Origin of the sequence: Paraburkholderia sp. Ac-20340, from assembly GCF_017104965.1 — a bacterium.
Taxonomy (GTDB): domain Bacteria; phylum Pseudomonadota; class Gammaproteobacteria; order Burkholderiales; family Burkholderiaceae; genus Paraburkholderia.
In genome coordinates this window covers 18,871-34,299 of the sequence record NZ_JAAGPR010000039.1, presented here as the reverse complement: position 1 = coordinate 34,299, position 15,429 = coordinate 18,871, and the positions used below count along the sequence as shown (strand labels likewise).

General features: G+C 63.0%; 10 protein-coding genes. 4 read left to right on the top strand and 6 right to left on the bottom strand.

Annotated elements, in window-relative coordinates; all coding sequences use genetic code 11:
* Positions 1–8: 8 nt before the first annotated feature.
* The 4 genes from glgB to G3N59_RS31870 all read right to left on the bottom strand — a co-directional run bounded on the left by glgB (position 9) and on the right by G3N59_RS31870 (position 10,166).
* Entirely contained in the window at positions 9–2,225 is a 2,217-nt protein-coding gene (gene glgB / locus G3N59_RS31885) for a 1,4-alpha-glucan branching protein GlgB (RefSeq protein ID WP_205986837.1), read from the bottom strand.
* Positions 2,218–5,655, bottom strand: coding sequence for a maltose alpha-D-glucosyltransferase (gene treS, locus G3N59_RS31880; RefSeq protein WP_205986836.1), 3,438 nt, complete (start codon positions 5,653–5,655; stop codon positions 2,218–2,220). Before treS ends, glgB begins: the two co-directional genes overlap by 8 nt.
* A complete protein-coding gene (locus tag G3N59_RS31875; RefSeq protein WP_205986835.1) occupies positions 5,652–9,170 on the bottom strand; it encodes an alpha-1,4-glucan--maltose-1-phosphate maltosyltransferase in 3,519 nt (1,172 codons plus the stop codon). Before G3N59_RS31875 ends, treS begins: the two co-directional genes overlap by 4 nt.
* 339 nt (positions 9,171–9,509) lie before the next feature.
* Entirely contained in the window at positions 9,510–10,166 is a 657-nt protein-coding gene (locus G3N59_RS31870) for a DUF1345 domain-containing protein (protein WP_205986834.1), read from the bottom strand.
* A 407-nt stretch (positions 10,167–10,573) separates the two neighbouring features.
* On the opposite strand from G3N59_RS31870, the gene G3N59_RS31865 reads away from it, so the two are divergent.
* A complete protein-coding gene (locus G3N59_RS31865; protein ID WP_205986833.1) occupies positions 10,574–11,308 on the top strand; it encodes a metallophosphoesterase in 735 nt (244 codons plus the stop codon).
* An 88-nt stretch (positions 11,309–11,396) separates the two neighbouring features.
* Positions 11,397–11,846, top strand: a complete 450-nt coding sequence (locus tag G3N59_RS31860) for a hypothetical protein (RefSeq protein WP_205986832.1) — start codon at positions 11,397–11,399, stop codon at positions 11,844–11,846.
* Positions 11,847–11,856: 10 nt separating this feature from the next.
* Here G3N59_RS31860 and G3N59_RS31855 read toward each other — a convergent pair whose 3' ends face one another.
* Positions 11,857–12,708 carry a LysR family transcriptional regulator gene (locus tag G3N59_RS31855; RefSeq protein WP_205986831.1) on the bottom strand — a complete coding sequence of 284 codons (852 nt, stop codon included), beginning with the start codon at positions 12,706–12,708 and terminating at the stop codon, positions 11,857–11,859.
* A gap of 99 nt (positions 12,709–12,807) precedes the next feature.
* Between G3N59_RS31855 and G3N59_RS31850 the strand changes: the two genes are divergently transcribed.
* Positions 12,808–13,191 carry a tautomerase family protein gene (locus G3N59_RS31850; RefSeq protein WP_205986830.1) on the top strand — a complete coding sequence of 128 codons (384 nt, stop codon included), beginning with the start codon at positions 12,808–12,810 and terminating at the stop codon, positions 13,189–13,191.
* A 132-nt stretch (positions 13,192–13,323) separates the two neighbouring features.
* Here the strand turns inward: G3N59_RS31850 and G3N59_RS37165 are convergent, their stop codons facing one another.
* On the bottom strand, positions 13,324–14,337 hold the full coding sequence (locus G3N59_RS37165; RefSeq protein WP_241024555.1) for a hypothetical protein: 1,014 nt from the start codon (positions 14,335–14,337) through the stop codon (positions 13,324–13,326).
* Positions 14,338–14,767: 430 nt separating this feature from the next.
* Here G3N59_RS37165 and G3N59_RS31840 point away from each other — a divergent pair, with 430 nt between their 5' ends.
* Entirely contained in the window at positions 14,768–15,397 is a 630-nt protein-coding gene (locus G3N59_RS31840; RefSeq protein WP_205986829.1) for a hypothetical protein, read from the top strand.
* Positions 15,398–15,429: the final 32 nt, after the last annotated feature.

Genomic DNA, 15,429 nt, shown 5'->3' with positions numbered 1-15,429 from the left:
CTCATGAATCAGCGTCGCAGCCGCAGAATCAAGGTGCCGAGCGGCGGCAGCACCAACGCCGCCGATTGTGGCTTGCCGTGGCTTTGCACCGGCTCGGTCGACACGAGGCCCCCGTTACCCATGTTCGAGCCGCCATAGACCTCGGCGTCCGTATTGAGCGCTTCTTCCCATTGCCCCGGCTGCGGCAGGCCAATGCGATAACCGTGGCGCGGCAGCGGCGTGAAATTGCAGATCACGACGATCTCGCGGCCCGTGCCATCCACGCGCCGCCACGCGAGTACGCTGTTTTCGCTGTCGTCGCCGACCAGCCATTCGAAGCCGCCCGGTTCGGTGTCGAGCGTGAACAGCGCAGGTTCGGCCTGATAGAGCTTGTTGAGATCGCGCACGAGCGTCTGCACGCCACGATGCAAGGGATCGTCGAGCAGATTCCAGTGCGGCGTGCCGTCGTGATCGAATTCGGCCATTTGCCCGAATTCGCCGCCCATGAACAGCAGCTTTTTGCCAGGATGCGCCCACATAAAGCCGAAATACGCACGCAGGTTCGCAAACTTCTGCCAGCGGTCGCCCGGCATCTTGCCGAGCAGCGAGCCCTTGCCGTGCACGACTTCGTCATGCGAAAGCGGCAGCACGAAGCGCTCGGAATACGCGTAGACCATCGCGAACGTCATCATGTGATGGTGATAGCGCCGATACACCGGGTCTTCGTGCATGTAGTGCAGCGTGTCGTGCATCCAGCCCATGTTCCATTTGAACTGGAAGCCCAGACCGCCGTCTTCGGGGCGCGCGGTCACGCCTGGCCACGCCGTGGATTCTTCGGCAATCGTGATGACGCCGGGGCGCTGCGGCACATATTGCGTTTCGTGATTGAGGCGCTTGAGAAACGCAATCGATTCGAGATTTTCGCGGCCGCCGTAGATATTCGGCACCCATTCGCCATGCGCGCGCGAATAGTCGCGATAAAGCATCGATGCCACCGCGTCCACGCGCAGGCCATCGACGTGATAGCGCATCAGCCACGCGAGACCGGAAGCGATCAGAAATGCGCTCACCTCTTTACGGCCGAGGTTGTAGATCATCGTGTTCCAGTCGGGGTGATAGCCTTCGCGCGGGTCGGCGTGTTCATACAGCGCGGTGCCGTCGAATTCGATCAGGCCGTGCGCGTCGTTCGGAAAGTGCGCGGGCACCCAGTCGAGAATCACGCCCAGCCCCGCTTCGTGGGCACGATCGACAAACGCAGCGAAGTCGACGGGCGAGCCAAGCCGCGCCGTGGGCGCGAACTGCGAAAGCGGCTGATAACCCCAGGAACCGCCGAACGGATGTTCGGCAATCGGCAGTAACTCGATGTGCGTAAAGCCCATGCCCTGCGCGTAGGGAATCAGGCGCTCCGAGAGTGCGCGCCAGTCGGGCGCGGGTGCATCGGCGCCTTGCGTGGGCAGCCAGGAGGACGCATGCACTTCATAGATCGACATGGCCGAGCGGGCACTTTGCCGCTGCGCGCGTTGCTGAATCCATTCGTGATCGCGCCATGCGAAGCCATCGAGCGCTTCCACCGGCGCGACAATCGAAGCCGTCGCGGGCGGCGCTTCGGTCTGCAACGCGCAGGGGTCGGACTTGAGCGGCAACACGTTGCCCTGCGCGCCCAGAATCTCGTACTTGTAGCGTGCGCCAGCGGCCACGCGCGGAATGAATAGCTCCCACACGCCGGCTTCGTAGCGCAGGCGCATGGGATGGCGGCGGCCGTCCCAGGCATTGAAGTCGCCTACCACCGAAACGCGCCGCGCATTCGGCGCCCACACGGCGAAGCGCACGCCCGGCACGCCATCGCAAACGACCGGTCGCGCGCCCAGACATTCAAGCACCGCGTAAGGATCGCCATCGGCAAGACGGCGCAGCGCATCTTCGGAAAGCTGCGCTCCAAATGAATAGGAATCCTCGATTTCCTGCGTGACGCCATGCCAGTCGATATCGAGCCGATACGGCACGGCTTCGGCGAGCGGGCCCGCAAAAAAACCGGCGGGATGCACGCGTGTGAGTTCCGCCAGCGTTTGCGCGCGGTCGCGCGCCAGCACGTTCACGCGCGAGGCATTCGGCAACCAGGCGCGCACATAGGGCGCGCCGTCGACCCAGTGCAACCCGAGCACGGCAAACGGATCGGCATGGCGCCCTTCAACGAGCGCGTCGATGTCGTGATGATGCAGGCCGGCGTCCGGGGCGCGCTCAGGCATGTCCGCTCCCTCCCGTATGGGTGTGCCCGTGGGCTTGATTGGCGGTGAGGCCGAGCACGCGGCTCGCCAGCGCGGCAAGGCCACGAATCGGCAGCGCGAGCCAGGTCGGCCGGTTGGCGGCTTCGTAGCGGATCTCGTAGGCGGCTTTCTCGATCAGGAACAGGTCGAGCAGAGCCTGTTCGTGCGTGGCGCTCACCAGCGAAATAGGCGCGTTCGTGACGGCTGCGCGGTACTGGCTCAGGAAGGTTTCCGCGGCCTGGCCGCGGAAGCGCTCGAACAGCGTGCGCTTGCGATCGGCGATCTGCTGCGGCGCGCTTTCCGTGGTGGATTGCGCGGCGGCACCCGCATACGAGAGCGAACGCAGCAGGCCCGCGACGTCGCGCAGCGAGCACTGCTTGGCGCGCCGATAATCGAGCGCTCGCGCGGGCTCGCCTTCGAAATCGATCAGGTAAGCATCGCCTTGCGCGAGCAGCACCTGGCCCAGGTGGAAGTCGCCGTGAATGCGGATGCGCGCCGCCGATGCCTCCTCCTGCACCAGCGTGTCCACGGCCTTGACGAGCGCGTCGCGCCGGTCGACCAGGCTGCGTGCGAGTTCGCGCGTATCGTCGTCGAGCGTGTGGACGTCGTCGCCCACATGCTGCGCGACGATATCGAGCGCTTCGATCAGCATCTTCTTCGCGTCGGCGACCCACTGGCGCACATCGGCGGGCGTTGCGGCTTCGGGCGCGAAGGCCGCATCGTCGGTGGGCGAAGCGAGCGCGGCGTGCAATTCGCCCAGCCGCTTGCCAATCGCGCCGATCACGTTCGCGTAGTTCTGCATGACTTCTTCTTCGTGCGCGGTGTCGACGTTTTCGCTGTCGTCGGCGGCGAGCGCCAGTTCGTCGATCGTGCGGCGCAGATAGTCGAGCGCCCACGCCCACGCATCGCCCTGATTGTCGATAAAGCCTTGCAGGATCGCGAGCGTGTGCGGCACGCCTTCAGGATCGACGCGCACAACTTCGCCATAGAGCGGCGCGGTGTTCGCATAGCCGAGCTTCGTGAGGTAGCGGCTCATTTCGGCTTCGGGATGCACGCCTGCCATCAGTCGGCGCACCAGTTTGAGCACGAGCGTTTCCGCGATGATCAGCGAACTATTGCTTTGCTCGGCGGCCAGCCAGCGTATTTCGGGTTCCTCACCAAGTTCGAGTTCGTCCAGCCGGTCGGTCGGCTCGAAGCGGATCGTGCTGCCTTGCACGGTGGGCACCGCCGCGCGTTCATGCAGCTTGCGCAGCACGCCATTGGCAAACCACGGCAGCGAGAAAGCATCCGTGAGATAGCCAATATTGCGACCGCGCCGCACGCGCGAGAGCGCCAACTGGATGTGCAGCGGCGTGGTCGTATCCGTGCCCCAGGTAATGGCGATCGGCAACACATAGCGCTCGCTCGTGCCATTGGCGAGTTCCGCTTCGATTTCGGTGAAGGCAAAACCTGCGCCCTGAATCGTGGTGAGCGCAGCCAGCTTCACGCTGTGCAGCGGCTTGTCTTTCGACGCGAACCAGCGGCGTCGCGAAAGCCACGACGGCAGCACTTCCGATTCGAGCAGACGCACGTTTTCAGGCGTCGCGCCGGTTTGACCTTCGCGAATCACGACGGTCACGAATTCCGGCAGTTGCTCCGAAATCGGCTGGCTCCACGATGGACGCTGATTGCCGGGGCACAGCAGGAACCACAGGAAACCATAGGGCGGAAAAGTCAGCAGATAAGGTAATTGCCCGATCGGCGGAAACACGGAATCGGCGGTCATTTCCACCGGTGAGGTGCCGGCGAATTCGGAAAGATCGAGTTCGACCGCTTGCGGCGCGCGCGAAAGATTCGCCACGCACAGGATCGACGGCTCGCCCGGCATCTCGCGCAGATACGCGAGAATCTTGCGATTCGAGGGCCGCAGAAAGCGGATCGTGCCGCGTCCGAACGCCTGCTTCGCGCGGCGCGTGGCCAGCATGCGGCGCGTCCAGTTCAGCAGCGAATGCGGATCGCGCGTCTGCGCTTCCACGTTGATCGCGTCGTAGCCGTAGAGCGAGCCCATCAGCGGTGGCAGCACCAGTTGTTCGGGATCGGCGCGCGAGAAACCGCCATTGCGATCGGACGACCATTGCATCGGCGTACGCACGCCGTCGCGGTCGCCGAGGTGAATGTTGTCGCCCATGCCCAACTCATCGCCGTAATAGATCACGGGCGTGCCCGGCATCGAAAGCAGCAGTGAATTGATCAATTCGATGCGGCGGCGGTCGCGTTCCATCAGCGGCGCGAGGCGGCGGCGAATGCCCAGATTCAGACGCGCGCGCCGGTCGCTCGCATAGGTGTTCCAGAGATAATCGCGCTCGGAATCGGTCACCATCTCCAGCGTGAGTTCGTCGTGATTGCGCAGGAAAACCGCCCATTGGCAGCTTTCCGGCAGATCCGGCGTCTGCTTCATGATGTCGATGATCGGGAAGCGGTCTTCGCTCGCAATCGCCATATAAAGACGCGGCATCAGCGGGAAGTGAAATGCCATATGGCATTCGTCTTCATTGCCGAAATATTCCTGCACGTCTTCCGGCCATTGATTCGCTTCGGCGAGCAACATCCGGTTGGGATAATGCTCGTCGATGGTCGCGCGAATCTGTTTAAGAATCGCATGAGTTTCAGGCAGATTTTCGTTATTCGTCCCTTCGCGTTCGACCAGATAAGGCACGGCATCGAGCCGCAGCCCGTCGATCCCCATATCGAGCCAGAAGCGCATCACGTGCAGCACTTCGCGCAGCACGGCCGGATTGTCGAAGTTGAGATCGGGCTGGTGCGAATAGAAACGATGCCAGTAATAGGCGCCCGCAACGGGGTCATGGGTCCAGTTCGAAGGCTCGGTATCGATAAAGATAATGCGCGTGCCTTGATAGCGCTGATCGGTATCGGACCACACGTAGTAATTGCGATGATTCGAGCCGGGCTTCGCGCGCCGCGCGCGCTGAAACCACGGATGCTGGTCCGAGGTGTGATTGATGACGAGTTCGGTAATCACCCGCATGCCGCGCGCGTGCGCTTCCTGAATGAAGCGGCGCACGTCGGCAAGCTGGCCGTAGTCGGGGTGCACGTTGCGGTAATCGGCGATGTCATAGCCGTCGTCGCGACGCGGCGAAGGATAGAACGGCAGCAGCCAGATCGCCGTCACGCCCAGCCCGACAATGTAATCGAGCTTCGCGAGCAGGCCGGCAAAGTCGCCCACGCCGTCGTTATTGGCATCGAAGAACGATTTCACGTGCACCTGGTAGATCACGGCGTCCTTGTACCAGAGCGGATCGTCCGTGAGCAGCGAAGCTTTGCCGCGCTTTTGCGTGGCGTGGTTTTCGCGTTTGTCGTGCTCGTCGTCGGTCGATGTGGTGGGGTCGTGCGTAACCGAGGGATCGCGTTTCATGTCGCTCCTCCAGGCGGAAAATCATCGCCCAGTTCGGGGTGGCTTTCGAGTTGCGCGTCGAATTGCGCATCGTCGGGATCATGCGGCGGCGTTTCGCGCGGCAGACCGTCAATGGGCGCGATGCGCCAGATCGCAAACGGCTTCGTGTGCGGGTCGAGCCGCACGTGCTGCCAGCGGCTCTGCCATTCGAAGCGCTCGCCGGTCATTTCATCGATGACGGCCAGGCGCGCGTGATCGTCGATCTGCCATTGCTGGAACGTGGCCCACGACAATTCGATATCGGCGCCTTGCTCGTTGTAGGCATCGAGATTGACGGCCACGACGATCACGTTGTCGCGCGCGGGCGTGGCTTTTTCGAAGCAGAGAATCGCGTCGTTATGGGCATTCAGGAAGGTGACGCCCAGGTGCGTTTGCAGCGCGGGATTGGCGCGGCGGATGCGATTGAGCGCCGCAATTTCACCGATGATATGGCCCGGTCGATTCCAGTCCCACGCGCGTAGTTGATACTTTTCGGAGTCCAGATATTCTTCGCTATTGGGTAAAGGACGAGCGTCACACAATTCGAAGCCGCTATACACGCCCCACAATCCTGAAAGCAGCGAGGCGAGCGCCGCGCGTATCAAATGCATCGAGCGCGCACCGCTTTGCAGATAGCGCGGATTAATGTCCGGCGTATTGACGAAGAAATTGGGCCGATAAAAATCGCGCACTTCGCTCTGCGTGAGTTCGGTCAGATAGGCGATGAAATCGCGCTTCGATTCGCGCCACGTGAAATACGTATACGACTGTGAAAAGCCGATCTTCGCGAGCCTATACATCAGGCGCGGGCGCGTAAACGCTTCGGAGAGAAAGATCACATCGGGATGACGCGCCCGCACGTCGGCGATCATCCATTCCCAGAACGGCAGCGGCTTGGTGTGCGGGTTATCGACGCGGAAAATGCGCACGCCCGTATCCACCCAGAACAGGATCACATCGCGCAGCGCGAGCCAGAGATCGGGTTTGGCATCGTGCGCGTAGAACTCGGGATTGACGATGTCCTGGTACTTCTTCGGCGGGTTTTCCGCATAGCGCAGCGTGCCGTCGGGGCGCCACGCGAACCAGCTGGGATGCGCCTTGAGCCACGGATGATCGGGCGAGCATTGAATCGCAAAGTCAAGCGCGATTTCCAGCCCATGCGCGTGCGCCGCGTTGAGCATGCGGCAGAAGTCTTCGAGCGTGCCCAGTTCGGGATGCACGGCCGTGTGTCCGCCTTCGGCCGCGCCTATCGCATACGGGCTGCCCACGTCGCCAGGCTGCGCGGTCAGCGAGTTATTGCGGCCTTTGCGGTTGGCCAGGCCGATCGGATGAATCGGCGGAAAATACAGCACGTCGAAGCCCATGTCGCGCACGCGCGGCATCTTCGCGATCACATCGTCCCAGGTGCCGTGGCGCGATTCGTCGTCGCTCATCGAGCGCGGGAAGATCTCGTACCAGCTCGCGAAACGCGCGGCGGGGCGTTCGGCATCCACGCGCTGCACGGTGGCATCGCGCGAGAGGAACGGGCGATGATGCGCGGCGCGCACGGCCGCGGCGGTCGCGGGCGCGGCAAGCAAGGCGCAGCGCGTGTCTTCATCGGCACCGATAAAACGCCGGACGATGTCGTCGAGCGCTGCGCGATTGCGCGCGTGTTCGTCGCCGGGCACGTCCGAGGTTTCCGCCGTGGCGAGCACGAGCGCGAGCAGGCGGCTCGCTTCTTCCAGTTCGAGGTGGAGCGGCTGATTCGCCGCGCGCTTCTTTTTCAGATGCTCGACGAGCGAGGCGAAGTCGTCGCGCCACGCGATCACTACGAACTCGTAGCGGCCCACGCGATCGAGCGGGAAATGTCCGCTCCAGAGGTCGGTGCCGGCGGGCGGCACCGGCGACAACGGCGCTTCGTGCCAGGCGGTTTCATCGGCGGCGCGCCAGAGAATCGCGCCATCGATCCGATCGTGGCCTTCGGCGAAGATCGCGGCGCGCACTTCGCAACGCTCGCCGACGATGCGCTTCGCCACGAAGCGTCCGTGATCGACCGAAGGCGTCACGCTTTCGATGGCGATGCGGGGCGCGGCGATCGCTTCCAGCACGCTCTTGTGGCCGCTCGTGGCCGACTTCGCGAGATCCTCGGGCGGCGCGAGCGAGACGAGCGGCGTGGCCATGGCGCGGAACATCCAGCACGCGCCGGCCGGTAGCGTGAAGCTGTCGGGCACGGCGCTCGCATCGTGGCGCTCGGGCAGGCGTGCGCCGCGCAAGGTCTGCGCGTCGAGCGGCGTGAAGCGCGTGAAATTGCCGGGCACGCCGTCGAGCAGATGTGCCATGTTCACGCGCACCGGCGCGGCCAGCGCGGGGTTGATCAGCGTGAGCAGCGCTTCTTCGGCGATGCGCAGATCGCTGCCGTCGCCGCGCAGCACGGCGGCCACGGGCGCGCCCGCGCCGTTGAGCGCGCGCAGTTCGCCGTTGGTCTGCAGGACGAACGTCTCCCGCTGCAAGGCGTTGGCGTGGGCGATATCGGCGGAAAAGTCGAAGGGCGCATGCGCCTTGATGTCGTCCCATCGGGGCGAGGCGTCCTGCGCAGTGCGGCTGCCGTGGCTGGTGGCGTCGTGGACGCCGTATTCGAAGCCCATCGGCACGAGCCAGCCGGTGCCGAGCGCAGCGGCTGTGCGCAACATCCGGCGATACGCGCGTTCGACCGCACGCGCGTCGGCGGCGCCTTCGAGATCGTGCGCGAGACGCGTGCCATACGGCGCTTCGGGAAACGAAACCGGCGAGCCGACGCGACGCACGACGTCATGTTCCTCGATCATCCAGCGCTCGGAAAAATCCCACCAGCGCAGCGAGGTGAATGCGGCGTCGAATCCCGCATGTTCGAGTTGCGCGATTTCCTCGCGCGCAAGGCCCGGCGTGGCCGCGAGCCAGCGCGTCTGCGCATGCGTGGCGCGCACGGCGTCGAACACCGCGCGCAGCACGCTCACGGGCACGCGATGCGGCGAATCCACGCGAAAGCCGCCGAGCCCGGCATCGACCAGGCGCGTCGCGAGCTGCGTCCACCAGAGCGCGAGCGGCGCGGCTGCACGGTCGAAATCGGCGTAGGCGACGTTGTCTTCTGCATGGCCGTGACGCGGGTCGAGGCGCGCGTCCTCGGGCTCGAATGGATGAAACCACTCGGGGTGTGCGGCGTAGAGCGCGCCATCGGCGGCTGCGCGGTCGAGCGTGAGATCGGCCAGCAGCGTGAGGCCGCGTGCGCGCGCGGCGCTGGCGAGCAGGCGCAACGCGTCGTCCACGCGTTCCTGCGAGCCGAAGGCGGGATGCAAGCGGGTGTGATCGGCGATGATGCGGTCGTCGCCTGACGCGCCGGGCGCGAACAGGCCGCCGATCAGGACATGATCGAAGCCGAGCGACGCCGCGTGCGCAAAATGCGCAGGCCACGCGTCGAGCGACCCGACAAGGACGGAATGGACGAAGTAGATCCGCGGCGCATAGGCGTGGGGAGGTTCCATCGGTCGTCTTCCAGGTTCGTCGGGCGGCGTGGATGCAAGGCCGATGTGTCACCGGATGCGATCACGTTGCCCGTGGGCTGCCGGAGCGGGCCGCGCGGGGGCCGCGGCGCGTCCTGTTCAGAGTAGTGCAAGAGCAGGCCGGAACCAAACCGCGGTCGACGCGTGGCGTCTTGGCGATGAATTCAGCAAGGCCTGTGCCCAAGGCGGGCGCAGTGAGGGGATCGGCCCGCCGCCGCGCGCGGCGCTGGCGTGTGGCGGCGAATCCGGTGCGTGCGCGGGTCTGCCGCGATGGCGTAGAGACGCGCGATATTTGCAAAAACGGCGTGGCGGACCGAGGCGTCAGTTCCCCACCATGCTCGCCGCGATATTCACGCACAGCCCGAGCACGGAGACATTGAAGTAGAACGACAGGATCGACTGCGCGAGCACGCTGCGGCGCGCGCTGCGCCCGCGCATGCCGATATCGGCGGTTTGCGAGGCGCAGGCAATCGTGAACGAGAAGTACAGGAAGTCCCAGTAATTGGGCGTGAGCGCTTTGTCGGGAAAGGCGAGCGCGGGCGCGTCGGGATCGGAGCCGTAATACATGCGCGCGTAGTGCAGCGTGAAGATGGTCGGAATCAGGAACCACGCGCCGATCAGCGTCATGCCCGTGAGCAGGGAATGCAGCACCTTCGAGGCCGTGCCCAGATCCTTGGTGGTGCCCAGCTCCAGCACGATGGCGACGATGCTGGCGACCGTCGCCGCGCACACCATGAACAGCACGGTGCTCGCACTCTGGTCCTCGCGCTGGGCGTTGGCGCGCACGCTTTCTTCGTCGGTGCGCGCCATGTGTATCCAGATCAGCACGAGGTAGGTCCAGATCGCGGCGTCCCAGCCGAGCAGAACGCGCGCGACCGGCCGGATCGCTGCCGGTGTCAGCACGCCGAGCAGCACGCCCACCGCGATGCCGACCGTCATATGCGGACGATTGCTCAAAACCTGCGGAAGTAGCTTCATCGTTGTCGATCGCCCGTATGAGTGTGCTGCGCACTTCGATTCTAGTCAGACCGCCGATATGGCGATATTTTATGGAACGCACCTTACGGCTGCGCTTTCGTCGGCGTGCCTGATCGTTGCTCGATCATCTGGACCTTTTATCGGCATGGCAGGGCGCTCGCCCTTGTCACGAATGTCACGCTTGTTACTGCTTGTCACGCCTCGCGCACGCGTGTTCGGGCACGATGGTGAAGTTATCCGTACTACCCAGGATTACGTGCAGATTCGCCATTGAATCGCGTCAATCCAGCAATAAAAAAGTCCGCCTGAAAGCGCTATTTAAGGCGTGTGAAAAGGCGCTGAAAAAACCTCCATGAAAAGCTCGCTGGCTCGCATACATAATGCGTGCGCAGCACTATGATGAAGCGATGACGCTCACTCTTGTTCCGGAAGTTGTGCATCACGCGGCCAATGCGGCCGGTCGCGATTTCGTGATCGGCGACCTGCACGGCTGCGTGGATGCCTTGCGCTTTCTGCTTCACAAAGTGGGCTTCGACGCAGAGCGCGACCGGCTCTTTTCGGTCGGCGATCTCGTCGATCGCGGCGACCAGTGCGAACAGGCGCTGGAGCTGCTCGATCAGCCCTGGTTCTATGCCGTGCTCGGCAATCACGAAGACGCGCTGTGCGCGGTCGCCGAAGGGCGGCTGCCGCGGCATCGCTGGTATGGCATCGGCGGAGGCTGGGCGCAGGCGCTGCCGGATCGCGCGCTCGCGGCGCATGCGAAACGCCTGCGCGAACTGCCGCTGGCGCGCACGGTGGGCGAAGGCGAAGCGCGCTTCAACGTGCTGCACGCGGAATTCTTCGGCGACGATGCCGAACTCGACGCCGGCCAGTTCGACCCGGCCGTGCGCGAGCGCATGCTGTGGGGGCGCGAGCTTGCTTTCAAGGCAGGATCGCCGCCGCGCCACGCGCTGTCGCTGACTTACTGCGGCCATACGCCGGTGCGCGAGTTGCGCCAGATTGGTTCGCAAATGTTTATCGATACCGGCGCCTTCATCCCCGAAGGCCGTCTGACCATGGTCGAGGCGCGGACGTCGCGCAACTGGTCGATCTCCTTGCAGGCCGCGCGTGCGATGGGTGCCGCGGACATGGCCTTTCCCTGAATATTTTTAAGTCCCGCAGGCCGATGGCAGTCGATTTGGGTTGGGTATAATCGCCGCCCGGTTTACTTGTGATCGACGGAGGCGCGGCGTGCGGGCAGCGGTAGTGATGGTCGCGGCATGGTGGCTCGCGACGGCGACGGCATGGGCTGCCGCGCCAGCGGCGGGACATGCGGCGCATGCGGCGCATGCGGCGCATGCGACTCATGGTGTGCATGGTGCTCATGCCGTTCATGCGGGCAAGGCGCAGACGTCCGCGCACAGGAAAGGCGCTAAGCAGTCCGCCACGGCCTCGCATGGCGGGCGAACTGGACGATCGGCGAAATCGGCGCACGCGTCGCATCCGAAGCATGAGGCGCAGCACACATCGCGCACGTCGCGTCAGGCGAGCGCGCACAAACCGGTTAAGCCGGCGGCGGTGCGTCCTGCACCCCATCATCGGCTGATGGTCGATGCGCCGGCGCCTTCCTCCGTTACGCCTTCCGTGCCCGTGAAGCGCGCGATCCAGCAGCCGCACGAACTCCCGCCGATCCTGAGCTGAACCGCCGCGCTCACGCGCTGCCGAGAGTCGACGCCAGCAACTGCAGCGTGGCCGCCGAACGCGGCTCGCGCACCCGCGAATGCAGCGTGACGCGCGAGGTCGGCAAGGGCGGCAGACCAAACTTCGCACCGACATCGACGAGCGTTCGCGGCGCCACCCGCCGCGCCAGTGCCGATACCGCCAGGCCGGCCTCCAGCGCCGCACCGACCGCGGCCACGCCGCCGCCTGCGAACACCTCAGTCCACGTTATCCCAGCCGCATCGAGCGCGCCGATCGCCGCCGCACGCACCGCGCAAGGCGCAGTCAGCAGGGCGAGCGGCAGCGGCGTGCCGGGCGACCATTGGCACTCGGGCGAGGCGAGCCAGACCAAAGGCTCGTCGAAGAGCCGGTGCGCGTCGCCGCGCGGTGCTTCATCGGCTTCCTGACGCACGATCACCGCATCCAGCCGACGCTCGTCGAACTGCGCGAGCAACTGCGCCGACAAACCCAGATGCAACGCGATGACCAATCCCGGATCGTGCGCGCGCAGGAGCGCAAGCTGGCGGGCGAGTTGCGCGTCGGCGACGTGCTCGCTCAAGCCGAGAGAAAGCCGTCGCACCTCGCCCGACAGCGCACCGAGCGCGCGTTCATGCGCGCCCAGCAGATCGCGCGCGGCGCCGAGGAAGGCCAGCCCATCCTGTGACAGCCGCACGAGGCGCGGCGTGCGTTCGAGCAGCTGGCGCCCGAGATGGCTTTCGAGGCGCTTGAGCTTCAGGCTGACCGCCGATTGCGTGGTGCCGAGCGCGTCGGCGGCGCGCGTGAAGCTGCGGAGTTCGGCGACGAGCACGAAGGCGCGCACGGCGTCGAGATCGAGCGGTTTCATTTCCATCGTAAATGAATGAAATATCGAGTGATGTCTGTTTATTATGATAAGCGCGGACTAAGCTGATGTCATGTTCAATCAACCCTGATGGAGACCGACATGCCTTTCACTCGTATCGCCGTTCGCGCCGGCAAGCCCGCAACGTATCGCAAGGCCCTCATGCAGGGCGTGCACCGCGCGCTGATGGACGTGTTCAAGGTGCCCGAGGACGACCAGTTCATGATCGTCACCGAACACGATGCCGATAATTTTGTCTTTGGCCGGCACTATTTGGGCATCGAGCGCAGCGATGATCTGGTGATGATCCAGATCGCCGTGAGCAATACGCGCGGGCAGGATCAGAAGAAGGCGCTGTTTGCACAGATCGCGGAAAACCTCGCGCAGGCGCCGGGCGTCAGGCGCGAGGATGTGTTCGTCAATCTCGTGGATGTCGCGAGGGAGAATTGGTCGTTTGGGAATGGGGCGGCGCAATACGCGACTTGAGCAAACGTGTCAGGTCACTCGACCCAGGAAGGACGAAGGCGGCGCCGGAAATCCTTTCTGGGTCGTGATGTACTTATGCGATTGCCTTGAATCGGCGCAAGCTCGGTAGGGAAGGCCACCGGCCGCCGTGTGCTAGCCGTTGCGCGAGTCTAGAGGCGCAGCCGCAGCAGTAGCGTCAGATTGTCGTGCAATCGCCTTGAATACCAGATTGTCGAGCGCCTCGATTTCGACAACGTAGCCTGGTCGTTGATCACGCGCGTTAATTTTTCCCCAAAAATAGACTTTCAAATAGTGGCCAGGCGCTTGGGCCTGTTCGATCTTTTTCATCAGCAAGGCACCTCCGCCATAAGCGTGCACACGTGACAAAGGTAAATCGATCGTGAGCGACCGGCCGCCTTCGCTTTCATCGAATTTTTCGCATTCGTCCATGAAGTTTATGTATATCCGCTTCGGCGTGTCTTCTGGCCAAAACTTGACGCGTGCGCCACCGCATACGATCCGGCGACCGTTCTCGTCCGGCGTAATCCAGTCCGGGCGTAAAACAGCTTGACGATAGCTGAGCGTTTTTCCCCCAATGACGACCTGATGCTCTTTGAGCTCATCGCCTTCAAACTGCGCCCAGCAATCGATGAAGCGTTCCAGGAGCGACGTACTGCTGTAGCCATCGCGTGTACGGGCGCCGCGGCCCGTCGATGGATTCACATCCGGTGGTTCGCGATCTACGGGAGAGTTGGTTACCGGTCTGCCGGATGGCCCATCAGCCGACAGATCAGAGGTTTTCGGTCGGAAAACGTCGATCACGTTAGTTGACTTGGATCGCGCCACCCGAGGGTGCGGATCACTGTCGGCGTTACCGCCGCCAGTCTGACGCTGCTCATGTCCTTGCACCCAGATGCACGTTTCGAGGTGCGGATTTCCGACCGGCGCTCGAAAGTGAATCTGACGAAATTTTTCGGTATCCTCGACCAACTTATCGTAATTGACTCCGGACACAAGCGGGTTTTTTTCCGCTCGGCAAGCATCATCGGAACAACGGAAGGTAAATCGCTTTCGACGATTTTCTGGCAAGGCGAAGTAGGCTTTCTGTGCATCGTAGATATCCACAACTTTGCCAAGTTCCACACAATATGCTTCAAGAATTTCCATCCATCCTCCTTAACTTATTAGCGGTGTGGCGCCACTACTGAAGTGATCGAACGTGTCGTTCGCTGAAATCATCCTGGCCTGCCCGGCGAATGTCGGTTCGTGCCGTCCGGTGACTCGCGCCAGTTCGTTGGCCCAACTTATCGCTCGCCTTTAGCCGGCCGATCCTCCCTCGACTGGCCGTGTGAGATATGTATAGTCAAAGGGGAGTTCACCCTGAATTCAGATTTTCTGGCTGAGTGGGCTATCGGTTTGATGTGCGGCATCGAACAGTCATATAGGTTCAACGGCAATCACGCGCCAGACTTGAGAGTGTGGACGGTGGGCGCCGAGAAGCGCGTGATTGAGTGTACAGTTGCGACAGTAGTTACATCACTAAACGTACATGCATTTCGCATAGTGGTAAGCGAGATTTACTAGGAAGGAATTTGCCTTGGGCGCTAGCATTTCAGCAGTTATTGGGGATATCTTCAGTGTCTTTTCGATTGTAGGTGGTGGCGTTGCTGGCGAAGCGCTGAATGCGCTTCTTCAAAAGCGTATAGATAATGCGCGAGAAGTCATGATGGAGGCAATTGCGCGCGGCGATGTCCGGTTTAGTGAGTCCGATGTTGAGGAGTCGGTTGCGATTGTCTATCGCTATTTGCGCGCGGCACAAGAAGGTGCTGCGCGAACCAACTTACGATTGCTTGCTGATGTATTTTGTGGCCAAGCGCGGTTTGGCCTCGTCAAGGCCGATGAATTTCTCTACTATGCGGATGTTCTCGCGCCGTTGCGACGAGACGAGATACTTTTGACGGGTTGTATTCTCAGGCACTGGAATCAGGCGATAGAGCAGAAGGGTGACGAGTTCGAGCGCATGAGGGCCGCCACGCTAAAATCTCAGCGCGATCTCGTCCCGAGCGTCTTTGGCGATGATGCGGAATTTGCCGCTGTTGCGGACGGAATGCGACGAACGGGGTTCTTCAGTACCCAGGCCACTGCTGGAGGTGGGGATTTGTTGGGACCGTCACCTGTACTCCTGCGCATTGCGCGGCTCGTGGACTTCGATGCGGTAACCACATGATTCGTTTTCGGTCATGTGCTTCTGCTTAGGAA

What these genes read in the sequence shown, in the direction of transcription:
- glgB (WP_205986837.1), bottom strand. Translation starts at nt 2,225, where the DNA reads ATGCCTGAGCGCGCCCCGGACGCCGGCCTGCATCATCACGACATCGAC.
- treS (WP_205986836.1), bottom strand. Translation starts at nt 5,655, where the DNA reads ATGAAACGCGATCCCTCGGTTACGCACGACCCCACCACATCGACCGAC.
- G3N59_RS31875 (WP_205986835.1), bottom strand. Translation starts at nt 9,170, where the DNA reads ATGGAACCTCCCCACGCCTATGCGCCGCGGATCTACTTCGTCCATTCC.
- G3N59_RS31870 (WP_205986834.1), bottom strand. Translation starts at nt 10,166, where the DNA reads ATGAAGCTACTTCCGCAGGTTTTGAGCAATCGTCCGCATATGACGGTC.
- G3N59_RS31865 (WP_205986833.1), top strand. Translation starts at nt 10,574, where the DNA reads ATGACGCTCACTCTTGTTCCGGAAGTTGTGCATCACGCGGCCAATGCG.
- G3N59_RS31855 (WP_205986831.1), bottom strand. Translation starts at nt 12,708, where the DNA reads ATGAAACCGCTCGATCTCGACGCCGTGCGCGCCTTCGTGCTCGTCGCC.
- G3N59_RS31850 (WP_205986830.1), top strand. Translation starts at nt 12,808, where the DNA reads ATGCCTTTCACTCGTATCGCCGTTCGCGCCGGCAAGCCCGCAACGTAT.
- G3N59_RS37165 (WP_241024555.1), bottom strand. Translation starts at nt 14,337, where the DNA reads ATGGAAATTCTTGAAGCATATTGTGTGGAACTTGGCAAAGTTGTGGAT.